Below are 24941 nucleotides of genomic sequence, written 5' to 3'. Positions count from 1 at the left end.
GGATGCACACAGATCAAAAAATGTGGGGGCGGTAAAAAACAAGTGTGGGAGCTGGCTTGCCCGCTCCCACATTTGAATCAGTACAGTGTCAGCTTTTGTGCAACTTGCTCATCAACTGTGCCTCGGCCTGGGTCAGGCCGCAGGATTGGGTCAGTTCGTCCACCGTAGCACCCATGCCCACCAGTTTTGCCGCCTGGGCAAAAGACAGGTTGGCCGGGTCGCGCTGTTCCAGTGCCGACAGTTTGTCGGGCAACGGGGCGAGGATGGCGCGCAGTTCGTGCACGTCCTCCCCTACCCGCACGGCGCTTTGCTGGTAGTTGTCCACGCGCTTGGCCATCTCGCGCAGGCGCTGGTCACGCACGGCGTCGCGCTCGGCCTGTTGCAAGGCCAATTCGCGTTGCTGGCGCATATGGCGCAGCAATACCACTACAGTCCCGACCCACAGCAGGGCCAGGACGATTACCGCTACCTCAAGCATCAATCAGATGTTCTCCAGGTCCGACCACTCTTCTTCGCTCATCATCTTGTCCAGCTCAACCAGGATCAGCAACTCGCCGTTCTTGTTGCACACACCCTGGATGAACTTGGCCGATTCTTCGTTGCCGACGTTCGGCGCGGTCTCGACTTCCGATTGGCGCAGGTAAACCACTTCAGCCACGCTGTCGACCATGATCCCGACCACTTGCTTGTCGGCTTCGATGATGACGATACGCGTGTTGTCGTTGACTTCAGTCGGCATCAGGCCAAAACGCTGGCGCGTGTCGATCACGGTCACCACGTTGCCGCGCAGGTTGATGATGCCCAGCACGTAGCTCGGCGCACCCGGCACTGGCGCGATTTCGGTGTAGCGCAGCACTTCCTGCACGCGCATCACGTTGATGCCGTAAGACTCGTTGTCCAGCTTGAAGGTTACCCATTGCAGAATCGGATCATCCAAACCCTGTGCGGACGCTGACTTATTCATACCCCTGACCCCTTCAAATACCGTTGATAACGGCGTGTGTTCTTCTTTGGCAGCACCGTGGTACTGCGCCTCTTATCAAGTACGTTTGTTACCTGGCAGATCTTTTACCGCGCCGCTGGCTATCAGCTCCGCCAATTCGGCGACATCCAGCAGCGCGCACATATGTTCGATCACGGTGCCCGCCAGCCATGGCCGCTGGCCACGGTGGCTGCGCCATTTGATTTCATTGGGGTCCAGGCGCAGCGAACGGCTGACCTGATGCACCGCCAGCCCCCATTCGTAGCCCTGCACCGAGATCACGTATTGCAGGCCCTGGCGGAAATCGTCGCGATAGCGGTCGGGCATCACCCAGCGCGCAGTATCCAGCACCTTGAGGTTGCCGGCCTGGCTCGGCAGGATCCCGAGGAACCACTCCGGCTGGCCAAACAACGGCGTCAATTCCTGGCCTTCCAGGGAGTAAATCGACCCCAGGCACACCAGCGGCACCGCCAGGGTCAACCCGGCCACATCGAACAGCAGGCATTCGAACGACTCGGCAGCCCACGCTGGCCGACCATCGGTTTCCACCGGTGGCGGCGTAATGCTCGGCGGTCGATGCACCTCGGCCACCGGCGGCACCAGCACCAGAGGTGCAGGCGTTTCCACGACCGCGACGGCGACAGGCACCACCAACGCATCACGGGCCTGCTCTTCGAGGACCGCCAGTTGAAACTCATCCAGACTGGCCTCAGCCTCGACCACAGGCACCGCCAGCACTTCATCCAGCACCAGGATCGGCTCGGGCAGCACTTCCTCGGTCGCATCCTGCAGCAGTGCGTCCAGGTAGGACTGCAGCGCCAGTTGCGGCCGGGTCTTGATATCGACAGGACGATTCATCTGTATGCCCACGCGCACGCACCGTTAACCGTGTACTCAAAGGTTATCGGCCTGCCCGCGCTCGGACTTGAATCAAAAGTCCGTGACATCAGGCAAAACCCATCGCGGGCAAGATTCGCTCCTACAGGGTTGTTCATTTCACGCCACCTGCGCCACAAGTTGCTGGGCCAGCAGATGCTTGAGCAGGGCGCGATACGCCAGCACGCCACGGCTTTTGCCATCGAATTGCGAGGGCGCGAGGCCGGCGCGGCTGGCGTCACGCAAGCGCGTGTCCACCGGGATATAGCCTTGCCAGATGGTCTCGGGGTAAGCATCGCGCAGTACGCGCAGGGTGCCGAGGGAGGCCTGGGTGCGACGGTCGAACAGGGTCGGCACGATGCTGAACGGCAACGCCTGTTTGCGCGAACGGTTGATCATCGCCAGGGTGTTGACCATGCGCTCCAGGCCCTTGACCGCCAAGTGCTCGGTCTGCACCGGGATCACCAGCTGCTGGCTGGCCGCCAGGGCATTGACCATCAGTACGCCGAGCAATGGCGGGCTGTCGATGATGGCGTAGTCGAAGTCCTGCCACAGTTGCGCCAGGCTCTTGGCGATCACCAGGCCCAGGCCGCTCTGCCCCGGCGACTGGCGCTCAAGGGTGGCCAGGGCGGTACTGGAGGGCAACAGGGAAATCTTCTCGTTGCTGGTGGGCAGCAGCAGTTGCCCGGGCAAGCCTGCGGGGACGCTGCCCTTGTGCAGGAACAGGTCAAAGCAGCTGTGTTCCAGGGCATCGGGGTCGTAGCCGAAATAGCTGGTCATCGAGCCATGGGGATCCAGGTCGACAATGACCACGCGCTTGCCCGCCTCGGCCAGCAGGCCGGCTAAGGCGATGGAGGTGGTGGTCTTGCCGACCCCACCTTTTTGATTGGCAACTGCCCAGACTCTCATTCGGATTGTTCCTCCCGGCAGGCACTGGCTCGACCGAGAAATAGCACGAGGTTATAGAGCCGGTGACAGAGAATTGACGGCACTCTCACGAACCGGCGGCTTTACGGGCGTCGGTGCAGTTTGTGTGCCAGCCCGCTTCATTGCAGCATCAGGTTGTGCATTGGCCGCACCGGTGGCAGTCAGGCTGCGCCGCACATCGAGGTTGCGCGACACCACCAACACCACCCGCCGGTTGCGCGCGCGACCTTCGGCTGTCGCATTATTGGCCACCGGCTGGAATTCGCCGTACCCCACCGACGCCAGGCGCCCGGGGTTCACACCCTGCATCGCCAGCATGCGCACGATGCTCGCCGAGCGCGCCGACGACAGTTCCCAGTTGGTGGGAAATTGCGCGGTATGGATCGGCTGGTCATCGGTAAAGCCTTCGACGTGGATCGGGTTGTCGAAGGGTTTGAGGATGGCCGCCACCTTGTCGATGATGCTGAAGGCTATGTCGCTGGGGATGGCATCGGCGCTGGCGAACAGCAGGCTGGAGTTAAGCTCGATCTCCACCCACAACTCATTGCCACGAATGGTCATCTGGTTGGAGCTGATCAGGTCGCCAAACGCCGCGCTGATATCGTCGGCGATGCTCTTGAGCGGGTCGCTGCCGCCACTGATGCCGGCGTCGGTCTCGTCGCTGTCCTTGACCAGGGGTTTGGCCGGGGTGGTGGTCTTGGGCCGTTCGTCGCCAATGGGAATCGGTTTGAGGGCCCGGTCCGAATCGGTAAATACGCCTACCAGCGCTTCGGAGATAACCTTGTACTTGCCTTCGTTGATCGAGGAAATGGAGTACATCACCACAAAAAAGGCGAACAGCAAGGTGATGAAGTCGGCGTAGGACACCAGCCAGCGTTCATGATTGACGTGCTCTTCAGGCTCGCGGCGGCGACGGCTCACAGGCAATACCCCCCATCAATCCATGAAGCCCTGGAGCTTCAATTCAATGGAGCGCGGGTTCTCACCCTCGGCAATCGACAGGATGCCCTCCAGCAGCATTTCCCGGTAACGGGACTGGCGCATGGCAATGGATTTGAGCTTGCTGGCAATCGGCAGCAGCAACAGGTTGGCACTGGCCACGCCATAGATGGTGGCGACGAACGCCACGGCAATGCCGCTGCCCAGTTGCGAGGGGTCGGCCAGGTTGCCCATCACGTGGATCAAGCCCATCACCGCACCGATGATGCCGATGGTCGGCGCGTAGCCGCCCATGCTTTCAAAGACTTTGGCCGCGTTGATATCGCGGCTTTCCTGGGTGTAGAAGTCCACTTCGAGGATGCTGCGGATGGCTTCCGGCTCGGCGCCGTCCACCAGCAGTTGCAGGCCTTTGCGTGCGTAGCTGTCGGGTTCGGCATCGGCCACGCCTTCCAGGCCCAGCAGGCCCTCCTTGCGCGCGGTGAGGCTCCAGTTGACCACGCGGTCGATACCACCGGCCAGGTCCACACGTGGCGGGAAAATGATCCACACCAGGATCTGCATCGCCCGCTTGAATGAGCTCAGGGGCGACTGCAACAGCGCCGCGCCCACGGTGCCGCCGATCACGATCAGCGCCGCCGGACCGTTGGCCAGCGCGCCAAGATGGCCGCCTTCCAGGTAGTTGCCACCGATAATGGCGACAAACGCCAGAAGGATCCCAACCAGGCTCAACACATCCATCAGTGACAGGCCTCCACCAGGTGCTTGCCGATGTCATCCAGGCTGTAGACCGCGTCGGCCAGGTCGGCCTTGACGATAGCCATGGGCATGCCATAGATCACGCAACTGGCTTCGTCCTGGGCCCAGATCGAGCTACCGCCCTGCTTGAGCAAGCGCGCGCCTTCACGACCGTCGGCGCCCATACCGGTGAGGACCACCGCCAGAACTTTGTCACCGTAGGACTTGGCCGCCGAACCGAAGGTGATATCCACGCACGGCTTGTAGTTCAGGCGCTCGTCACCCGGCAGGATTTTCACCGCGCCGCGACCGTCGACCATCATTTGCTTGCCACCGGGAGCCAGCAACGCCAGGCCTGGGCGCAGGATGTCGCCGTCTTCGGCTTCCTTGACGCTGATGCGGCACAGCTTGTCCAGGCGCTCGGCAAAGGCCTTGGTGAACGCGGCGGGCATATGCTGGATCAACACGATCGGCGCAGGGAAGTTGGCCGGCAACTGGGTCAAGACGCGCTGCAAGGCCACCGGGCCGCCAGTGGACGTGCCAATGGCCACCAGCTTGTAGGCCTTGCGCTTGGGCGCGGGCGACGAGGCACTGGGCGCCGGCGCACGCGTCGGGGCCACGGCAGGCCGTGCCACAGGGGCAGGAGCCGGGCGCCCGAAACTGCTGCTGGTCGGTGCCGGCGCCGGTACCGGGGCGGGAGCCACCGGCGCGCGGAAGCTGCTGCGGTTGCTGCGCGAGATGCTGTGCACCTTCTCGCAGAGCATCTGCTTGACCTTTTCCGGGTTGCGCGAGATGTCTTCGAAATTCTTCGGCAGAAAGTCCACGGCGCCAGCGTCCAGCGCGTCGAGGGTCACCCGGGCGCCTTCGTGGGTCAGCGACGAGAACATCAAGACCGGGGTCGGGCAACGCTGCATGATGTGGCGCACGGCGGTGATGCCATCCATCATCGGCATCTCGTAGTCCATGGTGATCACGTCCGGCTTCAATGCCAGGGCCTGATCAATCGCCTCTTTGCCATTGGTGGCCGTACCGACCACCTGGATGTTGGAATCCGCTGAAAGAATTTCCGAGACGCGGCGGCGGAAGAAACCCGAATCGTCCACCACCAGAACCTTGACTACCATAACCACTCCGTTAGGCCGGGCGAGGGACAACCGCCCTGCCCGGGCCGAATCAAATACGCCGTGCGGCGTAACGCTTGAGCATGCTCGGAACATCGAGAATCAGCGCGATCCGACCGTCACCGGTAATGGTCGCACCCGACATGCCTGGCGTTCCTTGCAGCATCTTGCCCAATGGCTTGATGACTACTTCTTCCTGGCCAACCAGTTGATCGACGACAAAGCCGATACGCTGGGTGCCCACGGACAGGATCACCACGTGGCCTTCGCGCTGCTCTTCATGAGCGGCAGACGCCACCAGCCAACGCTTGAGGTAGAACAGAGGCAGGGCCTTGTCCCGCACAATCACCACTTCCTGGCCGTCGACCACGTTGGTGCGCGACAGGTCGAGGTGGAAGATTTCGTTGACGTTGACCAGCGGGAAGGCGAACGCCTGGTTGCCCAGCATCACCATCAGGGTCGGCATGATCGCCAGGGTCAACGGCACCTTGATGACGATCTTCGAGCCTTGGCCCTTGGTCGAGTAAATATTGATCGAGCCATTGAGCTGGCTGATCTTGGTCTTCACCACGTCCATGCCCACGCCACGGCCGGACACATCGGAAATCTCGGTCTTGGTCGAGAAGCCCGGGGCGAAAATCAGGTTGTAGCACTCGGTATCGGTCAGGCGGTCGGCGGCGTCCTTGTCCATGACGCCGCGTTTGACCGCGATACCGCGCAGGATATTGGAGTCCATGCCTTTGCCGTCATCGGTGATCGACAGCAGGATATGGTCGCCTTCCTGTTCGGCCGCCAGGATCACTTTGCCCAGGCGCGGCTTGCCACTGGCTTCGCGCTCTTCCGGAGTTTCCACACCGTGGTCGACCGCGTTGCGCACCAAGTGGACCAGCGGGTCGGCCAGGGCCTCGACAAGGTTTTTGTCGAGGTCGGTCTCTTCACCCACCAGTTCCAGGGCGATCTCTTTTTTCAACTGCCGGGCCAAGTCACGCACCAGGCGCGGGAAGCGCCCGAAGACTTTCTTGATCGGCTGCATGCGCGTTTTCATCACCGCGGTCTGCAGGTCGGCAGTGACCACGTCGAGGTTCGACACGGCCTTTTGCATGGCTTCGTCGCCACTGCTCAAGCCCAGGCGTACCAGGCGGTTACGCACCAGCACCAGTTCGCCGACCATGTTCATGATGTCGTCCAGGCGCGCGGTATCGACCCGCACGGTGGTTTCGGCTTCACTGGCCGGGGCTTTGTCGGCAGGTGCCGGAGCGCGGGCTGGCGCCGGGGCGGCGGCACGGGCGGGAGCCGGTGCGGCGGCCTTGGCAGCAACGGGTGCCGGCTTGGCCACCGCTGCGGTGGCGGTCGCGGCGGCTGCGGCGGCAGGTGCCACCTCGGAAAACTTGCCCTTGCCGTGCAACTCATCCAGCAGGGATTCGAATTCGTGATCGCTGATCAGGCCATCCGCCGCCGGAGCGGCAGCCGGCGCCGCAGCCGGTGCAGCCGCAGCCGCCGCAGCGACTGCCGGCAACGCCTCGGCAGCAAACGAGCCCTTGCCATGCAACTGATCCAGCAGTGCTTCAAATTCGTCGTCGGTGATATCGGTGCTGGCCGCTGGCGCAGCAGGCTCCACCGGCGTCGGTGCGGCTGCCACGGCGTCCGGGGCGAACTGGCCCTTGCCGTGCAACTGGTCGAGCAATGACTCGAACTCGGCGTCGGTGATGTCTTCGGTGGTCGGCACCATCGGCGGCGCAGCTGCGGCCGGGGCTTCTGCCTCGGCCTTGACCGCATTGAGGGAGTCCAGCAGTTGCTCGAACTCGCTGTCAGTGACGTCGGGTTCGGCCACTGGCTCAGGCGCCGCCTCAACCACCGGGGCGGCAGCTACCGCGCCAGGCTCTGCCAGGCGCGCCAGGGCGGCCAGCAGTTCCGGAGTGGCAGCCGTAATCGGTGCGCGTTCGCGCACTTCATTGAACATGCCGTTGACCGCGTCCAGGGCTTCGAGGATCACGTCCATCAATTCCGAATCAACGTGCCGCTCACCCTTGCGCAGGATGTCGAACACGTTTTCGGCGATGTGGCAGCACTCCACCAGCTCATGGAGCTGGAGGAAGCCGGCGCCCCCTTTTACAGTGTGAAAACCGCTAAAAATTGCATTGAGCAGGTTCGCATCATCCGGTCGGCTTTCCAGCTCGACCAGTTGCTCGGACAACTGCTCTAGAATTTCGCCGGCCTCTACAAGGAAATCCTGAAGGATTTCTTCATCGGCGCCGAAGCTCATATTGCGTGCTCCTTAGAAGCCTAAACTGGACAGCAAATCGTCTACGTCATCTTGACCTGACATAACGTCTTCACGTTTATCGGCATGAATCTGCGGACCTTCACCCTTGGCGAGGTGTTTTTGTGGATCTTTTTCCGAGAGGATCGCTTCGCGGTCGTGTTCGATACCGGCAAAACGGTCGACCTGGCCAGCCATCAGCACCAGTTTGAGCAGGTTGCTTTCCACTTCGGTGACCAGCAGGGTCACGCGCTTGATCACCTGACCGGTAAGGTCCTGGTAATCCTGGGCCAGCAGAATGTCATTGAGGTTGCTGGAAACCGTGCGGTTTTCCTGCTCGCTGCGTGACAGGAAGCCTTCGACCCGACGCGCCAGGTCACGAAATTCTTCAGCGCCCACTTCGCGCCGCATGAAGCGGCCCCAGTCGGTGCTCAACGCCTTGGCCTCGTTGGCCATGCCGTTCACCAGGGGCGTGGCGTTTTCCACCAGGTCCATGGTGCGATTGGCTGCCGCCTCAGTCAGCCTGACCACATAGGACAGGCGTTCGGTGGCATCAGTGATCTGCGAGATTTCCTCGGCCTGGGGCATGTGCGGGTCGATCTGGAAATTGACGATCGCACTGTGCAACTCACGGGTGAGCTTGCCCACTTCCTGGTACAGGCCGCGGTCGCGGGTCTGGTTGAGCTCATGGATCAACTGCACTGCGTCGCCGAACTGGCCTTTTTCCAGGCTTTCGACGAGTTGGTGAGCATGTTTTTTCAGGGTCGACTCAAAGTCGGCCTGCGATGATTCTTTATGCTCCATAGCTCCCCCGTGGCAGCATCAATGACCGATGCGTTCGAAGATTTTTTCAATCTTCTCTTTCAAGGCCAGTGCAGTGAATGGCTTGACCACGTAGCCGTTGACCCCGGCCTGGGCGGCTTCGATGATCTGTTCACGCTTGGCTTCAGCGGTCACCATCAGCACAGGCAGGCTGCGCAGCTTTTCATCAGCGCGCACGTGGCGCAGTAGATCAATGCCGGTCATGCCAGGCATGTTCCAGTCAGTTACCAGAAAGTCGATGCTCCCGCTGTTGAGGATCGGAATCGCCGTAATGCCGTCATCCGCCTCGACCGTGTTAGTGAACCCAAGGTCACGCAACAGGTTTTTTATGATCCGCCGCATCGTTGAGAAGTCATCAACGATGAGGATTTTCATGTTCTTGTCCAATTCGACCTCCAAGCAGTCTTAAACGCGTCCAGCACCTGGGCGCGCCATATCATTCAACAGGCATTACACAAAAAGGACTGCTGGGCACATCACGGGCCGCTCCCGCCGGGCTTGCGCCCTGGCGGTTATCGTTCGCAGTGTCCCCACACTGCCTGTCAGCGCGCTCGCCACTCTCCCAAACGCCCCCGCAAGCGGGCCGCGCATTGGCTATGAAGCTGGCTGACCCGCGATTCGCTGACCCCCAGGACCTCACCGATTTCCTTGAGGTTCAGCTCTTCGTCGTAGTACAGCGCCAACACCAGCCGCTCACGTTCCGGCAGATTGGCAATCGCCTCTGCCAGGGCGCCCTGGAAGCGTTCATCTTCCAGGTCGCGTGAAGGCTCCTGGTGAGCACTCGCGCCATCCTCATGCAGCCCTTCATGTTCGCCGTCCTGTAGCAGGTCGTCGAAACTGAACAGGCGGCTGCCCAAGGTATCGTTCAAAATCCCGTAGTAATCGTCGAGACTCAATTGGAGTTCGGCCGCAACTTCGTGATCTTTAGCGTCGCGACCGGTTTTTGCTTCAATTGAGCGAATTGCGTCACTCACCATCCGGGTATTGCGGTGGACCGAACGCGGCGCCCAATCACCTTTACGCACCTCATCGAGCATCGCGCCACGGATACGGATACCCGCATACGTCTCGAAACTCGCACCCTTGCTCGCGTCGTACTTGGTCGACACTTCGAGCAGGCCGATCATGCCCGCCTGGATCAGGTCTTCGACCTGGACACTGGCGGGCAGGCGTGCCAGCAGGTGGTAGGCAATGCGCTTGACCAGGGGCGCATAGCGCTCGATCAATTCGCCCTGGCTGTCACGCGCCGACTTTTTGTAAAGGTTGTAGCCGCTGGCTGTCATAGCACCGGTCCTGCACTCGTCTGATGCACCAATCGCTCGACGAAAAACTCCAGATGCCCCCGGGGATTGGCGGGCAGTGGCCAGGTATCGACCTTCTGAGCAATTGCCTTGAACGCCAACGCGCATTTCGAACGAGGGAACGCTTCATAGACTGCACGCTGCTTTTGCACAGCCTTGCGCACACACTCGTCATAGGGAACTGCGCCGACGTATTGTAAGGCGACATCGAGGAAGCGATCCGTGACCTTGGTCAACTTGGCGAACAGGTTGCGCCCTTCTTGCGGGCTCTGGGCCATGTTGGCCAGCACGCGGAAGCGGTTCATGCCGTAGTCGCGGTTGAGCAGTTTGATCAGGGCGTAGGCGTCGGTGATCGAGGTGGGCTCGTCGCAGACCACCAGCAACACTTCCTGCGCAGCGCGCACGAAGCTGACCACGGACTCGCCAATCCCGGCGGCGGTGTCGATCACCAGCACGTCGAGGTTGTCGCCGATATCACTGAAGGCCTGGATCAGGCCGGCATGCTGCGCCGGGCTCAGATGCACCATGCTCTGGGTGCCGGAGGCGGCCGGGACGATACGAATCCCCCCAGGCCCCTGCAACAGCACATCGCGCAGCTCACAGCGGCCCTCAATGACATCGGCCAGGGTATGTTTGGGCGTCAGTCCCAGCAGAACGTCAACGTTCGCCAGGCCCAGGTCGGCATCCAGCAGCATGACGCGGCGGCCAAGCTCTGCCAGGGCCAGGGACAAATTCACTGACACGTTAGTTTTCCCGACGCCACCTTTGCCGCCGGTCACCGCGATCACCTGTACGGGATGCATGCTGCCCATGTTCTTTCTTTACCTTGTCTTGCTTAGCCGCAGGCTACATAGGGTGGCCGCGGTAGCAGACCATCAATGTAGGTACATTGCACTGTGTTCATGTTGCCTTTCAGCCGACCCGTTTGGCTGGGTTGTGATAGAGGTCGGCGAACATATCCGCCATCGCCTCTTCACTGGGTTCATCCTGCATTTGCACACTGACCGCACGGCTGACCAACTGATGACGGCGCGGCAGATGTAAGTCATCCGGGATCCGCGGCCCGTCGGTCAGGTAGGCGACCGGTAATTCATGGCTGATGGCAAGGCTCAACACTTCGCCCAGGCTTGCGGTTTCATCCAGCTTAGTCAGGATGCAACCGGCCAGCCCGCAACGCTTGTAGCTGTGGTACGCAGCAGTCAGAACCTGTTTTTGGCTGGTGGTTGCAAGTACCAGGTAATTTTTCGACTTGATCCCGCGCCCGGCCAGGCTTTCCAGTTGCATGCGCAATGCCGGGTCGCTGGCTTGCAGGCCGGCGGTATCAATCAGCACCACGCGCTTGCGCAGCAGTGGGTCGAGGGCGTTGGCCAGGGACTGGCCCGGGTCGACATGGGTCACCGGCACATTGAGGATCCGGCCCAGGGTCTTGAGCTGTTCCTGCGCGCCGATGCGGTAGCTGTCCATGCTCACCAGGGCAATGTTGTGGGCGCCGTACTTGAGAACATAACGGGCGGCCAGCTTGGCCAGGGTGGTGGTCTTGCCCATGCCGGCAGGGCCGACCATGGCAATCACGCCACCTTCTTCAAGGGGTTCGATTTCCGGGGTCTGGATCATCCGCGCCAGGTGCGCCAGCAACATGCGCCAGGCTTGGCGAGGTTCTTCAATGCCGGTGGTCAGCTCCAGCAGGTCGCGGGACAACGGGCCGGACAGGCCAATGCGTTGCAGGCGGCGCCAGAGGTTGGCCTGTTGCGGCTTGCTGCCCTGCAACTGGTTCCAGGCCAGCGAGCCCAACTGCACTTCCAAAAGCTCGCGCAGGCCATTGAGTTCAAAACGCATCGAGTCAAACACGCGCTGGTCAACCGCAGCGGCCGGTGCTGGCGCGGCGGGACGTGGCGGCTCGACAAAAGTCGGCTCTACCAGTGGCTCGGCCGCCGTCAGCGGCAGGCCGGCAAACAATTGGCGATTAGTGGTCGCATCGCTGTCGCCCCGCATGCTCAGCTCGGCCTGGGCCGAGACAATACGCGAGGCGGTCTTGCGCAACTCGTCTTCGAGTTCCATGTTCGGTACACGCGGCGCCAGGGCCTGGGGTTTGTAATCCAGGGCAGCCGTCAGCTCGACACCGCCGGCAATGCGACGGTTACCGATAATAGCCGCGTCGGCGCCCAGCTCATCACGAACCAGCTTCATGGCCTGACGCATATCGGCGGCGAAAAAACGCTTTACTTGCATAACCCACTACCTCAGCCGTTGGGCCCTACTGTCGCGACGATAGTCACTTGCTTATTGTCAGGAATTTCCTGGTAAGCCAAAACGTGCAAATTCGGTACTGCCAGGCGTCCAAACCGCGACAACATCGCTCGGACGGGGCCTGCCACCAGCAGAATCACCGGTTGGCCCTGCATTTCCTGGCGCTGTGCGGCGTCGATCAACGAACGCTGCAGCTTTTCAGCCATGCTTGGTTCCAGCAGAACGCCCTCTTCCTGGCCTTGCCCTGCCTTCTGGATACTATTGAGCAATATTTGTTCCAACCTTGGTTCCAAGGTGATTACAGGCAGCTCAGAGTCAAGCCCTACAATGCTTTGGACGATTGCACGCGACAATCCGACGCGCACCGCCGCTACCAGCGCGGCAGTATCTTGACTCTTGGCGGCATTGTTGGCGACAGCCTCGGCAATGCTGCGAATGTCCCGCACCGGCACCTGTTCGGCCAACAGCGCTTGCAACACCTTGAGCAGTTGCGACAGCGACAATACCCCCGGCACCAGCTCTTCAGCCAGCTTAGGCGAGGCTTTGGCCAGCAATTGCATGAGTTGCTGGACTTCTTCGTGACCAATCAGCTCGTGAGAGTGCTTGTACAGAATCTGGTTGAGGTGCGTGGCGACCACGGTGCTGGCGTCGACCACGGTGTAACCCAGGGACTGCGCCTGGCTACGCTGACTGACTTCGATCCACACCGCGTCCAGGCCAAAAGCCGGATCTTTGGCGGTTATGCCGCTGAGGGTGCCGAATACCTGGCCGGGGTTGATCGCCAGTTCGCGGTCGGGGTAGATCTCGGCTTCGGCCAGGGTCACGCCCATCAGCGTCAGGCGGTAGGCGCTGGGGGCCAGGTCGAGGTTGTCGCGGATATGCACGGTGGGCATCAAAAAGCCCAGGTCCTGGGACAGCTTCTTGCGCACGCCCTTGATCCGCGCCAGTAACTGGCCGCCCTGGTTGCGGTCCACTAGAGGAATCAGGCGGTAGCCGACTTCCAGGCCGATCATGTCGATGGGGGTCACGTCATCCCAGCCCAGCTCCTTGGTTTCCTGGGCGCGGGCCGGCGATGGCAGCAGATCTTGCTGGCGCTCCACCTCTTTCAAGGCCTGGACCTTGATGGTGTTTTGCTTCTTCCAGAACAGGTACGCCCCGCCGGCGGCCAGGGCAGCCATGGTCAGGAAGGAGAAGTGCGGCATGCCCGGCACAATGCCCATGATTGCCATAATGCCGGCCGCCACGGCCAAGGCCTTGGGCGAAGCGAACATCTGGCGGTTGATCTGCTTGCCCATGTCTTCGGAGCCGGACGCACGGGTCACCATGATCGCCGCAGCTGTAGATAACAACAGTGATGGCAATTGCGCCACCAAACCGTCACCGATGGTCAGCAAGGCGTACACCTTGCCCGCATCGCCGAAGGTCATGCCGTGCTGGAAGATACCGACCGCCATGCCGCCGATCAGGTTGATAAACAGAATCAGCAGGCCGGCAATGGCGTCGCCGCGCACGAACTTGCTGGCGCCGTCCATGGAGCCGTAGAACTCGGCCTCCTGGGCCACTTCCGAGCGGCGGGACTTGGCCTGGTTCTGGTCGATCAGGCCGGCGTTGAGGTCGGCGTCGATCGCCATTTGCTTGCCGGGCATGGCGTCGAGGGTAAAACGCGCGCTCACCTCGGAAATCCGCCCAGCACCCTTGGTCACCACCACGAAGTTGATGATCATCAGGATCGCGAACACCACGATACCGACCACATAGTTACCGCCGATCACCACCTCGCCGAAGGCCTGGATCACCTTACCGGCGGCGGCGTGGCCGTCCTGGCCGTGCAGCATCACCACCCGCGTAGAGGCCACGTTAAGGGCCAGGCGCAGCAGCGTGGCAACCAGCAAAATGGTGGGGAAGACCGCAAAATCCAAAGGCCGCAGGGCGTACACGCAGACCAGCAGCACGACGATGGACAGGGCAATGTTGAAGGTGAAGAACACGTCCAGCAGGAACGGCGGCATCGGCAACATCATCATTGCCAGCATGACCAACAGCAACAGCGGCACACCCAGATTGCCTCGCGAGAGGTCTGCTAGGGTGCCACGGGCTGTGTTGAACATATTAGAGCGATCCACCGGTATTCCTCGTCACCTTGAAGCAAACTTTTGACGCCGAGAGGCGTCCTGAAGGCGGTATTGCAAGAAGCCTTCCAACTTTTGCTTCAGGGACGAGATCGTTCCCACGCAGGAGCGTGGGAACGATCATCAGAGTGGACGCACGTTTGATGCCTGCTTGCCTTTCGGACCCTCTACAACTTCATATTCCACCTTCTGGCCCTCCGCCAGCGACTTGAAGCCGCTGCCTTGAATGTCCGAGAAGTGCACAAACAGGTCCTCTCCTCCGGCGTCTTGTGTGATGAATCCAAAGCCCTTTGAATCGGTAAACCACTTCACTGTGCCCGTTGCCATTGCCCTTCTCCCGAATCCGCATGTTCCCGGTCTATCAAAGCGCCCTGCACGGGGGCTGGCTACTGTCAAAGTTGACAGGTCGGGAGGGAGCTGGACGAACGGCAAACACCTGTTCCGACGCCATCGCGGGCAAGCCCTGATGCCAGTCAGTTAAGCGCAGATCCCCTGTGGGAGCGGGCTTGCTCGCGAAAGCAGTGGGTCAGTCAACATCAATGTTGGCTGGGCCGACGTCTTCGCGGGCAAGCCCGCTCCCACATTTGATCTTCACTGCTTTGAGGATTGCGTTCGCTTAATTGATCGGCATTAGGGCTTGCCCGCGATAGCGTCGGAAGAGGCAGCAGAAGACTCAGGAATCGCGACGCAAATCCGGCGGAATCGGCAAGTCCTTGAGCGGATCCGGACGCTTACCCTTGCCGGCACGGTATTGGCGGATCTGATACACGTAGGCCAACACCTGGGCCACCGCCAGGTACAACCCGGCCGGGATCTCGTGGTCGAGGTCAGTGGAGTAGAAGATCGAACGCGCCAGCGCCGGCGATTCCAGCAGCAGGATGTCATTGGCCTGGGCGATTTCGCGGATTTTCAAGGCAGTGAAGTCGCTGCCCTTGGCCAGCAGCAGCGGCGCGCCGCCCTTCTCCGCGTCGTACTTGAGCGCCACGGCGTAGTGGGTCGGGTTAGTGATGACCACGTCGGCGTCGGGCACCGAGGCCATCATCTTGCGCTGGGACATTTCGCGCTGCAGTTGGCGAATCCGCTGCTTCACTTCCGGCTTGCCTTCCTGATCCTTATGCTCGTCGCGCACTTCCTGCTTGGTCATCAGCAGTTTCTTGTGGCTTTCCCACAGCTGGATCGGCGCATCCACTGCGGCAATCAGGATCAGGCCACACGCCATCCACAATGAGCTCCAGCCCACCAGTTGCACGCTGTGGATGATTGCCAGCTCCAGCGGTTCATGGGCGATGCGCAGCAAGTCGTCGATATCGGACTTCAACACCACCAGCGCCACAAACAGGATGATAAAGAACTTCGCCAGGGCCTTGAGCAACTCCACCAACGCCTTGGCGGAGAACATGCGCTTGATCCCGGCCCCGGGGTTCATCCGGCTGAATTTGGGCGCCAGGCTGCCGGCCGCAAACAGCCAGCCCCCCAGGGAGATCGGCCCGATGATTGCCGCCAGCAACAACGTGATCAGCACCGGTTGCGCGGCCAGGATCGCGATTTTCCCCGAGTGCAGCAGGTAGATGCCCATGGCGCGCGGGTCCAGCAGCACATCCCTGGGCAGGGAGAAATTGTGCTTCATGATCTCCATCAGGTCCTGGGCCAGGCCACCGCCGTAGATCAGCAGGCCACCGGCCCCGGCGAGCATCACCGCCAGGGTGTTGAGCTCTTTGGAACGGGCGATCTCGCCCTTTTCCCTGGAGTCTTTTTTTCGTTTCTCCGTGGGGTCTTCTGTTTTGTCCTGACCACTCTCGCTCTCGGCCATGGCTCAGCGCGCCCGTGCCAGATCACGTAAAAACTGCAAGGCGTCACTGGCCAGCGGTTGATACTGATTGAGAATGTCGGCCAGGCCGATCCAGAAAATCCCCATGCCCAACACCAGGGTCAGCGGGAAACCAATGGCGAAGATGTTCAGTTGCGGCGCGGCGCGGGTCATCACCCCAAAGGCGATGTTGACCACCAGCAGCGCGGTGATCGCCGGCAATACCAGCAACAACGCCGCGCCCAGCACCCAACTGAGGCGCCCGACCACTTCCCAGAAGTGGTTGACGATCAAACCCTCGCCCACCGGTAAGGTGGTGAAACTCTCGGTAAGGATTTCAAAGGCCACCAGATGACCGTTCATGGCCAAAAACAGCAGGGTTACCAGCATGGTCAGGAACTGCCCGATCACGGCCACCGACACGCCGTTGGTAGGGTCGACCATGGACGCAAAGCCCATGCCCATCTGGATCGAGACGATTTGCCCGGCAATCACGAAGGACTGGAAAAACAGGGTCAGGGAGAACCCCATCAAGGCGCCGATCAGAATCTGTTCGGCGATCAGCAGCAGCGCACTGAGGTCCAGGGCATTGACCGGCGGCATCGGTGGCAGTACCGGCACGATGACCACGGTAATCGCCACCGTGAAAAACAGCCGTATGCGCTTGGGCACCAGGGTGGTCCCGAACACCGGCATAGTCATCAACAAGGCGCCCACGCGAAACATCGGCAGGATAAACGAGGCCACCCAGGTGCTGATCTGAGTGTCGGTCAACGCCAGCAAGGACTGCATCGGGTCAGCCAATCAACTGCGGAATACTGCCGTACAACTGCAGGATGTATTCCATGAAACTTTGCACCAGCCAGGGGCCGGCCACGATCAGGGTGACCAGCATCACCAACAGGCGCGGAAGGAAGCTCAAGGTTTGTTCGTTGATCTGGGTGGCGGCCTGGAACATCGCCACCAGCAGGCCCACCAACAGGCTGGGCACCACCAGCACGGCGACCATCACGGTGGTCAGCCACAGGGCTTCACGGAACAGGTCGACTGCGACTTCAGGTGTCATGCGCTAAACCCCGCCAAAACTGCCAGCCAGGGTGCCGATAATCAGCGCCCACCCATCCACCAGTACAAACAGCATGATCTTGAACGGCAACGAGATAATCAGCGGCGACAGCATCATCATACCCATGGCCATCAGCACACTAGCCACCACCAGGTCGATGATCAGGAACGGGATAAAGATCATGAAACCGATCTGGAATGCCGTCTTGAGCTCCGAGGTGACGAACGCCGGTACCAGGATGGTCAAGGGCGCCTGATCCGGGCTGGCGATATCGGTGCGCTTGGACAGGCGCACAAACAGTTCCAGGTCGCTGGAGCGGGTCTGGGACAGCATAAAGTCCTTGATTGGGCCTTGGGCCTTTTCCACCGCGTCCTGGGCGGTCATTTTCTCCGCCAGGTAGGGTTGCAGGGCTTGCTGGTTCACCTTGTCGAATACCGGCGCCATGATAAACAGCGTCAGAAACAGCGCCATGCCGGTAAGGATCTGGTTCGATGGGGTCTGCTGCAGGCCCAGGGCCTGGCGCAGGATCGAGAACACGATGATGATCCGGGTGAAGCTGGTCATGAGCATGACGAAGGCCGGGATAAAACTCAGCGCCGTCATGATCAGCAGGATCTGCAGGCTGACCGAATACTCCTGGGCCCCGGCCGCATTGGTGCCCAGGGTGATCGCCGGGATCGACAACGGGTCGGCGCCGAACGCCAGGGGCGCTGCCAGTAACAGCATGAGCGCCAATAGAACGCGCATTACTTCTTATCCTTCTGGTCCTTGCCCATCAGCTCCATCAGGCGCTGGGCGAACTCCGGTGTGGCGGCCTCGGTCTGGGCCACGCTCACGGGATGCTTGAGCACGTGCAACGGGGTAATCCGGCCAGGGGTGAGACCGAGCAGGATCTGCTCTTCGCCCACCTGCACCAGTACCAGGCGATCACGCGGCCCCAGGGCTCGCGATCCCACCAGTTCGATGACCTGGGCATTGCCCGGACCAATGCGCTGCACCCGGCGCAACAGCCAGGCGAGGAAAAAGATCAACCCCACCACCAGCAACAGGCCCAGCACCAACTGAGTCAATTGCCCAGTCACGCTGCTGCCGGCGGCCGGCGCGGCGACCTGGGCCACCGGTTCAGCCGCCATCACGGCCAGCGGCAACGCCCACAACAGTCCCAACCACCGGCGACTCATCTCAGCGCAGCTTCTTGATACGTTCGCTGGGGCTGATCACGTCCGTCAGGCGGATGCCGAACTTCTCGTTGACCACCACCACTTCGCCATGGGCGATCAGCGTGCCGTTGACCAGCACATCCAGCGGCTCGCCGGCCAGGCGGTCGAGCTCGATCACCGACCCCTGGTTAAGTTGCAGCAGGTTACGGATATTGATTTCGGTGCTGCCCACTTCCATGGAGATCGATACCGGGATATCGAGGATCACATCCAGGTTGGGCCCATCCAGCGAGACCGGCTCATGGTTCTTCGGCACGCTGCCAAACTCTTCCATAGGCAGGCGATTGCCCACTGGCGGGGTGGCGGCATCGGCCGCCAGCAAGGCGTCGATATCGTCCTGGCTGGCATCGCCGGTTTCTTCCAGGGCAGCCGCCCATTCGTCAGCCAGGGCCTGGTCTTCGGCGGAAGTGTTTTCGTGTTCGGTAGCCATTACATGTCCTCGGCGCAGCAAAAATCATCAATTAGGGGATGCATCAGCGACGGTTGATCGGCTCAACCACTTGCAACGCCAGGTTCCCTTTGTGGGAACCGAGCTTGACCTTGAACGACGGCACGCCATTGGCGCGCATAATCAATTCGTCTGGCAGTTCGACGGGGATCACATCCCCCGGCTGCATATGCAAAATGTCCCGCAGGCGCAGCTGGCGGCGCGCCACGGTGGCGCTCAGCGGTACGTCAACGTCCAGCAAGTCTTCGCGCAGGGCTTTGACCCAACGCTCGTCCTGGTCGTCCAGGTCGGACTGGAAGCCCGCATCGAGCATCTCGCGCACCGGCTCGATCATCGAATACGGCATGGTCACGTGCAGGTCGCCGCCGCCGCCATCGAGTTCGATGTGGAAAGTGGAGACCACAATGGCTTCGCTGGGCCCGACGATGTTGGCCATGGCCGGGTTCACTTCCGAGTTGATGTACTCGAAATTGACTTCCATGATCGCCTGCCAGGCTTCCTTCAGGTCGATAAAGGCCTGTTCCAGCACCATGCGCACCACGCGCAACTCGGTAGGCGTGAATTCACGGCCTTCGATCTTGGCGTGACGGCCGTCACCGCCGAAGAAGTTGTCCACCAGCTTGAACACCAGCTTGGCGTCGAGGATAAACAGCGCGGTGCCACGCAGGGGCTTGATCTTGACCAGGTTGAGGCTGGTGGGCACGTACAGCGAATGCACGTACTCGCCAAACTTCATCACCTGCACGCCGCCCACCGCCACGTCCGCCGAACGGCGCAGCATGTTAAACATGCTGATACGGGTGTAGCGGGCAAAACGTTCGTTGATCATTTCCAGGGTCGGCATGCGTCCGCGGACGATGCGATCCTGGCTGGTCAGGTCATAACTTTTGACGCTGCCGGGCTCGGCAGCCATTTCGGTCTGTACCAGACCATCGTCGACACCATGCAACAGCGCGTCGATTTCATCCTGGGACAGCAGGTCTTGCACGGCCATGTCGTGATCCTACTGCAATACGAAATTAGTGAAGAGCGCCTGCTCGACCACGACTTTGCCCAGTTCTTTCTGGGCCACTTCCTGCACGCTGGCAGTGACTTTCTGGCGCAGCATTTCCTGGCCCACGGGGGTGGCCAGGCTGTCGAAACTCTGCCCGGAGAACAGCATCACCAGGTTGTTGCGGATCACCGGCATATGCACCTTGAGGGCATCCATGTCCGCCTGGTTGCGCGCCTGCAAGGTAATGCTCACCTGCAGGTAGCGTTGCCGACCGTTCTGGTTGTAGTTGGCAACAAAGGCCGGGAGCATCTGCTCGAAGATTGCCGGTTGCTTGACGTTGCTGGCGGTCTCGGCCACAGGTACCGGCTTGCTCTGGGCACTGTGCATAAAGTACCAGGTAGCCCCCACCGACACGCCAATGGCCAATAACAAGGCCACGACAATCAGCAGGATCATCTTGAGCTTGCCCTTGCCTGCTGCAGGTACTGTTGCTGTCGCTGCGTCGTCACTCTTCGCCATGCCAATAATCCGTCACTATTCGGGGTTTCATAGATCCACGGGAAGGCAAGAGCAAGTGTTATGCCAGAGTTGTCACGGATTTCAGCAACAGCGCAAAACCAATGTGGGAGTGGGCTTGCTCGCGATAGCGGTAGATCAGCCAGCAACTAGGTAACTGACATACCGATATCGCGAGCAAGCCCGCTCCCACATTTTGATCGGTGTTGACCTCAGGTCAGGCGTAGTAGTCCACGGCGCTGGAGCCTATGACGGATTGGGCTATCGGTGCCGCCACTTCAGTGACTTCGCCCGCAAGGCCTGCGTCATGCCCATCGCTGTGTCCTCCACTGCCACTGACACCTCGCGCCTGGTTCTGTTGTTGCTCCTGACCCTGGCCCTGCCAGCCACGGGACTGGTCGGACACGTTCACGTCGACCTGGCCCATGCCCTGCTGGGCGAACATTTCCCGCAGGCGCCCGGACTGGCTTTCCAGGGCCTCGCGCACGGCGGCATGGCCGCTCATGAAGTTCACTTGGGCCTGCTGGTCGGCGGTGATGTTCACGCGGATATCCAGGCGTCCCAGTTCGGCCGGCTGCAATTGGATATCGGCAGATTTGAGGTTGGCGCTGGACAGGTACATGACCCGGTTCACCACCTCCTCGGTCCAGCCACCCTGATGCATGGCCAGCGGCTGGTTATTCAGGGGCAAGGCGTTGGTAGTCTTGGGGGTGGCAGCCTGGGTCAAGGCGGCCAGGCGATTGGCGAAGTCATCGACGCGAGTGTCACTGCTAGCGCCCTTCAAGTCCTTGAGGCCATCTTCGATCAGGCCGCTGAAAGCCTTCTCGCCACCCTGGTCGGTACTGTCCTTGGCCGCCTGCTGGTCAACCATGGCCGCCAGGCCGTTGCTGAAGTTCTGCGCGGCGGTGGGTTCAGCCTGGGTCGGCAGGTTCTTTTGCGCTGCCTGGCTGCTGGCAGACACATGACCGCCCTGCTCCATCGCCAGGCGCACGGCTGGCAATGAGTCCAGTGGGTCAGCTTCGGGGTCGAAAGGCACGACCTCTTCAGCGACCGCAGGGGTGGTCACCAGCAACGGCGTGGTGGCGTCATCCGCTACAGCGGCCTGGACCGCTACCGGAGCGGGTGTCAGCGCCGCGATCGAGGCCGGATCGACCACTGGCGGCTGGGCTTGCGCCAGATCCTTGTCCGCACCTTTGTCGTCATCGCTGGGGGCTGCCGCGTCGGCCTTGGCGGGCGGCGTGGCAGGCAAAGTCTTGCCGCTATCGGCAACCGCTGGAGTGCCAGCGGCAGGCTTGTCGTTGCCAACATCTTTCTTGGCGCTGGTGCTGGCTGGCTTGTCATGGCTCGGCTTGGGCGCCATATCCGCAGCCTTGGCCGGGGTCGCCTTTGACTCCTTGGCGAACACCTGTGCAAAGCCTGGCGCTTTGGCCCGCGTGTCTGCCGCCGTTGCCTGCGCATTCGCGGAGGACGCCTGGGGCTTGACCGCAGGAGCGGCTTGCAGGAGCGAGTTGGGGGCTAGAGGCATAAGTCAGGTCTCCGCTGCGCAGGGTCGAGGGCGCAGGCAGAAGATAGATAGCAAAAGTCGGGCCAGATTTTCAGGGCGGGCCTGCCGAGCCTAGAAGCGCTGGCGCTCCGACTCATACAGCGGCTTGACCAACGCAAACTCGTGATCAATCTGGTCGACCAGTTTGCCCAGGTCGGTAACCTCTTCCTTGGCCGACTCAGCCTCCAGTCGCTGGCACAACAGCGCCAGGCGCACCGCACCGAGGTTGCCGCTGCTGCCCTTGAAGCTGTGGGCGATACGCCCCAGGGCCTTGGCGTCATCGCGCGCCTTGCGCAACGCTTCAACGCGCTTTTGCGAGTCATCGAGGAAGGTGTCGAGCAAGTGGGGGTATTCACCCTCCATCACTTCCTGCAAACCCACCAACACTTCAGGGTCCATATGTATCTGCGTCACTTGTTCGCTCCTTGATCAAGAATCGACGGATTATGCCAGAGCCTCCCAGCAAAACTCCACGCACACACTGCGCCCGCCATCTGTCCAACGTACATTGCTGCTCAGTTGCCGGACCAGGTTCAGCCCGCGCCCGGACAAACGGTCGATATCCAACGGCCGCGCCAGGACTGTTTCGACATCAAACCCGGCGCCGCTGTCTTCGATACGCAGGCTCAGGCAACCACCCGCCTCGGTTGGAACCACGTTCACATGCACACGCACGTGGCCGCTGTTCAACTGGTCGAGCCGCTCATTGCGCTGGCGATAATAGCTGGCAAAGCCCTGCACATCGCGTTTGAGTCGGGAGTCCAGGCCCAGCACGCCATGCTCCAGGGCATTGGAGTACAGCTCGGCCATGACACTGTACAGCGCTCCGCTCTGGCCGCGCAGGCCATGTATTTCCAGGAGTAACTGCAACAGGTATGGCAATGGGTTGTAACGCTTGAGGGTCTCGGCACGAAACTCGAAACTCACCGACCAGTCCAGCGGGCAGGACTGGCCGCTGTCGGTGTACTGCAGGGGTGGCGCCAACAGCGATTGCTCGGCCAGCAGGGTGATTTCGACCAGGCTGATATCGTCCCGCACCTGCCCTCGAAATGCGGCAAGCGCCTGTTCGATTTCAACAAACAACTGCTCAGGCTCGCGGTTGGCGGCAAACACCCGTTGCAGGCGCTCGGCCCCAAACAACTGGTCGTTGGCATCGGCGGTATCAATCACCCCATCGGACAGCAAGAACACCCGGTCGCCCAAGGCCATGGGCCAGACCTCGGTGCGGTCGTCAAAGGCCTCGGGCGCCAGCACCCCCAGGGGTAAATGCCGCGACACCAGCGGCGTACGCCGCCCCGTGACCACTTCATGCACATAGCCATCAGGCATGCCGCCGTTCCATACCTCCACCACCCGCCGCTGGTCACTGAGACACAACAGCGTGGCACAACAGAACATATCCACCGGCAGGATGCGTTTGAGCTTGGCGTTCATCTCCCGCAGAGTCTGCGCCAGGCCATAGCCCTTGGCGGTCATGCCGTAGAACACCTCGGCCAGAGGCATTGCGCCGACCGCCGCCGGCAAGCCATGCCCGGTGAAGTCGCCCAGCAGCACGTGCATATCGCCCGACGGCGTATAGGCCGCCAGCAGCAGGTCGCCATTGAACAGCGCATAGGGCGATTGCAGGTAACGGATATTGTGCGCCGCGTTCAGGCAGCCAGAGTGGGCGACCTTGTCGAACACCGCCTTGGCCACCCGTTGCTCATGCAGCAGGTAGTCATGGTGACGGGCGATCTGGTCGCGCTGCTCAAGCACGGTGGCCTGCAACCGACGCGGGCGGTCCATGGCGTTGATCTTCGCGGCCAGGATGATCTGGTTATAGGGCTTGGCCAGAAAGTCATCGCCACCGGCATCCAGGCAGCGCGCCAAGGCTTCGCTCTCACGCAGGGAGGTGAGAAAAATGATCGGCACCAGCGCCTCGCCGGCCAACTGCTTGATCCGCCGGGCCGCCTCGAAGCCGTCCATCACCGGCATCAGCGCATCCATCAACACCAGTTGCGGACGCTCACGGGCGAACACCTCGACCGCTTCCTGGCCATTACTGGCACTGAGCACCCGATGCCCCTGGCGGCGCACGATGCTCGACAGCAGCAGCCGGTCGGCAGCGCTGTCCTCGGCGATCAGTACTGTGAGAGTGTCCAGAGCCTGGGCACTCAACTGATGTCGAACAGTTTGTCGAAGTTGGAGATAGCGAGGATCTTGCGCACATCGGAGTTGCTGTTGATCACGCGCACATCCGCGTCATCACCAGCGTGATCACGCAACAGCAGCAACATGCCCAGGGCCGAGCTGTCGAGGTAAGTGGCCTCTTTCAAGTCCACGACGTAGGTTTCGGGAACCTTGTAGAACCGCTCATAGGAATCACGAAAGGATTGATGACTGCCGAAATCGAACCGGCCCTTGATTGCGATCGTCAATTTCTTCCCATCCAGGGATACTTCTGACTCGACTGACATACGACTGCTTCCTTGTCGTGGGTATGTGCAACAAGGTTTAGCAGGTGATCGGAGAGTGGGCAACAAACGCAATCAAATGTGCGGTGAGCTTGTGTGGTGTGGGCTTGCCTGCGATAGCGGTTTATCAGAAAAAATGAGCGACGGATCCGCCGATATCGCAGCATGAGTATCTACACGACTGCTCTTTTTTGGTTGTTGGGGATGTGTACATATCCATTGCTGCGGTCACGGCAGCTTAGGGTTCCGCCCTTACGGCGGGTCACTTTTGGAAAAGAGCCCGGAGTGCCGGCCCAGCCAAAAGTAACCAAAAGGGCTCCTGCCCCACCACTCGGCACCTCGCCTAGGCTCGGTGTGCCCGTCATCCGACATTGATTTGGGGGGCCGCCGCGATGGGCCATCCATGGCCCAGCGCGGCTAACCCGGCGTCCTGCCGGGTTACCCCCCAAATCAATATCGGATGACGGCCAGCGTGGTTTAACGGGGCGCCTCAGATCAAAATCACAAGCAAAGCGAGGCGGCCTGACAGCCGACCTGATCGTCGAAGCGTGCGCG

General features: G+C 61.1%; 27 protein-coding genes. All 27 read right to left on the bottom strand.

The window, feature by feature from the left end; genetic code table 11:
* Positions 1-88: 88 nt before the first annotated feature.
* The 27 genes from HBR94_RS26885 to HBR94_RS26755 all read right to left on the bottom strand — a co-directional run bounded on the left by HBR94_RS26885 (position 89) and on the right by HBR94_RS26755 (position 24389).
* On the bottom strand, positions 89-481 hold the full coding sequence (locus tag HBR94_RS26885) for a DUF2802 domain-containing protein (RefSeq protein ID WP_057438822.1): 393 nt from the start codon (positions 479-481) through the stop codon (positions 89-91).
* Positions 482-964: a chemotaxis protein CheW gene (locus tag HBR94_RS26880; RefSeq protein WP_032859076.1), complete on the bottom strand. Its 483-nt coding sequence runs from the start codon at positions 962-964 to the stop codon at positions 482-484. It lies immediately after the preceding gene.
* Positions 965-1039: 75 nt separating this feature from the next.
* A complete protein-coding gene (locus HBR94_RS26875; protein WP_115127668.1) occupies positions 1040-1840 on the bottom strand; it encodes a CheW domain-containing protein in 801 nt (266 codons plus the stop codon).
* A gap of 138 nt (positions 1841-1978) precedes the next feature.
* Positions 1979-2767 carry a ParA family protein gene (locus tag HBR94_RS26870; protein ID WP_057438820.1) on the bottom strand — a complete coding sequence of 263 codons (789 nt, stop codon included), beginning with the start codon at positions 2765-2767 and terminating at the stop codon, positions 1979-1981.
* Positions 2768-2818: 51 nt separating this feature from the next.
* Positions 2819-3706, bottom strand: coding sequence for a flagellar motor protein MotD (gene motD / locus HBR94_RS26865; protein ID WP_057438819.1), 888 nt, complete (start codon positions 3704-3706; stop codon positions 2819-2821).
* 15 nt (positions 3707-3721) lie between these two features.
* Positions 3722-4462, bottom strand: coding sequence for a flagellar motor protein (locus HBR94_RS26860; protein WP_029292570.1), 741 nt, complete (start codon positions 4460-4462; stop codon positions 3722-3724).
* Entirely contained in the window at positions 4462-5583 is a 1122-nt protein-coding gene (locus HBR94_RS26855; RefSeq protein WP_057438818.1) for a chemotaxis response regulator protein-glutamate methylesterase, read from the bottom strand. The genes HBR94_RS26860 and HBR94_RS26855 overlap by 1 nt, the downstream gene beginning before the upstream one ends.
* 49 nt (positions 5584-5632) lie before the next feature.
* Positions 5633-7843: a chemotaxis protein CheA gene (locus HBR94_RS26850; protein WP_170045827.1), complete on the bottom strand. Its 2211-nt coding sequence runs from the start codon at positions 7841-7843 to the stop codon at positions 5633-5635.
* 12 nt (positions 7844-7855) lie between these two features.
* The gene (locus HBR94_RS26845) at positions 7856-8644 is read right to left on the bottom strand and encodes a protein phosphatase CheZ (RefSeq protein WP_057438816.1); all 789 of its coding nucleotides are present in this window, start codon (positions 8642-8644) and stop codon (positions 7856-7858) included.
* A gap of 18 nt (positions 8645-8662) precedes the next feature.
* Positions 8663-9037, bottom strand: a complete 375-nt coding sequence (locus HBR94_RS26840) for a chemotaxis response regulator CheY (protein ID WP_005790040.1) — start codon at positions 9035-9037, stop codon at positions 8663-8665.
* Between the two features lie 167 nt (positions 9038-9204).
* Complete coding sequence (fliA, locus tag HBR94_RS26835; protein ID WP_029292560.1) at positions 9205-9945, bottom strand: RNA polymerase sigma factor FliA; 741 nt, start codon at positions 9943-9945, stop codon at positions 9205-9207.
* On the bottom strand, positions 9942-10775 hold the full coding sequence (gene fleN / locus HBR94_RS26830; RefSeq protein WP_003192912.1) for a flagellar synthesis regulator FleN: 834 nt from the start codon (positions 10773-10775) through the stop codon (positions 9942-9944). Before fleN ends, fliA begins: the two co-directional genes overlap by 4 nt.
* A gap of 100 nt (positions 10776-10875) precedes the next feature.
* On the bottom strand, positions 10876-12192 hold the full coding sequence (gene flhF, locus HBR94_RS26825) for a flagellar biosynthesis protein FlhF (RefSeq protein ID WP_029292553.1): 1317 nt from the start codon (positions 12190-12192) through the stop codon (positions 10876-10878).
* A gap of 11 nt (positions 12193-12203) precedes the next feature.
* Positions 12204-14333 carry a flagellar biosynthesis protein FlhA gene (flhA, locus tag HBR94_RS26820; protein ID WP_115127666.1) on the bottom strand — a complete coding sequence of 710 codons (2130 nt, stop codon included), beginning with the start codon at positions 14331-14333 and terminating at the stop codon, positions 12204-12206.
* A gap of 129 nt (positions 14334-14462) precedes the next feature.
* Positions 14463-14666 carry a cold-shock protein gene (locus HBR94_RS26815; RefSeq protein WP_170045826.1) on the bottom strand — a complete coding sequence of 68 codons (204 nt, stop codon included), beginning with the start codon at positions 14664-14666 and terminating at the stop codon, positions 14463-14465.
* Between the two features lie 346 nt (positions 14667-15012).
* A complete protein-coding gene (gene flhB / locus HBR94_RS26810) occupies positions 15013-16149 on the bottom strand; it encodes a flagellar biosynthesis protein FlhB (RefSeq protein WP_115127664.1) in 1137 nt (378 codons plus the stop codon).
* A 3-nt stretch (positions 16150-16152) separates the two neighbouring features.
* Entirely contained in the window at positions 16153-16938 is a 786-nt protein-coding gene (fliR, locus tag HBR94_RS26805) for a flagellar biosynthetic protein FliR (protein ID WP_057438813.1), read from the bottom strand.
* 4 nt (positions 16939-16942) lie between these two features.
* Positions 16943-17212 (bottom strand): flagellar biosynthesis protein FliQ, encoded by a 270-nt coding sequence (gene fliQ / locus HBR94_RS26800; RefSeq protein ID WP_034099472.1) that lies wholly within the window; start codon positions 17210-17212, stop codon positions 16943-16945.
* A 3-nt stretch (positions 17213-17215) separates the two neighbouring features.
* Positions 17216-17959, bottom strand: a complete 744-nt coding sequence (fliP, locus tag HBR94_RS26795; RefSeq protein WP_057438812.1) for a flagellar type III secretion system pore protein FliP — start codon at positions 17957-17959, stop codon at positions 17216-17218.
* A complete protein-coding gene (gene fliO / locus HBR94_RS26790; RefSeq protein ID WP_057438811.1) occupies positions 17959-18393 on the bottom strand; it encodes a flagellar biosynthetic protein FliO in 435 nt (144 codons plus the stop codon). Before fliO ends, fliP begins: the two co-directional genes overlap by 1 nt.
* Before the next feature lies 1 nt (position 18394).
* Positions 18395-18862, bottom strand: coding sequence for a flagellar motor switch protein FliN (fliN, locus tag HBR94_RS26785; RefSeq protein ID WP_057438810.1), 468 nt, complete (start codon positions 18860-18862; stop codon positions 18395-18397).
* Between the two features lie 43 nt (positions 18863-18905).
* Positions 18906-19874: a flagellar motor switch protein FliM gene (gene fliM / locus HBR94_RS26780; RefSeq protein ID WP_029292532.1), complete on the bottom strand. Its 969-nt coding sequence runs from the start codon at positions 19872-19874 to the stop codon at positions 18906-18908.
* A 9-nt stretch (positions 19875-19883) separates the two neighbouring features.
* Entirely contained in the window at positions 19884-20393 is a 510-nt protein-coding gene (gene fliL, locus HBR94_RS26775; RefSeq protein WP_057438809.1) for a flagellar basal body-associated protein FliL, read from the bottom strand.
* A 214-nt stretch (positions 20394-20607) separates the two neighbouring features.
* A complete protein-coding gene (locus tag HBR94_RS26770) occupies positions 20608-21915 on the bottom strand; it encodes a flagellar hook-length control protein FliK (protein WP_170045825.1) in 1308 nt (435 codons plus the stop codon).
* A gap of 90 nt (positions 21916-22005) precedes the next feature.
* Positions 22006-22347, bottom strand: coding sequence for an Hpt domain-containing protein (locus tag HBR94_RS26765; protein WP_057438808.1), 342 nt, complete (start codon positions 22345-22347; stop codon positions 22006-22008).
* 30 nt (positions 22348-22377) lie between these two features.
* Entirely contained in the window at positions 22378-24090 is a 1713-nt protein-coding gene (locus HBR94_RS26760; RefSeq protein ID WP_170045824.1) for a fused response regulator/phosphatase, read from the bottom strand.
* Positions 24087-24389 (bottom strand): STAS domain-containing protein, encoded by a 303-nt coding sequence (locus HBR94_RS26755; protein WP_057438807.1) that lies wholly within the window; start codon positions 24387-24389, stop codon positions 24087-24089. The genes HBR94_RS26760 and HBR94_RS26755 overlap by 4 nt, the downstream gene beginning before the upstream one ends.
* Between the last annotated feature and the right edge of the window lie 552 nt (positions 24390-24941).

Source organism: Pseudomonas sp. WS 5412 (assembly GCF_012985615.1).
GTDB classification, from domain to species: domain Bacteria; phylum Pseudomonadota; class Gammaproteobacteria; order Pseudomonadales; family Pseudomonadaceae; genus Aquipseudomonas; species Aquipseudomonas shahriarae.
This window is presented reverse-complemented; position numbering and strand designations above follow the sequence as displayed.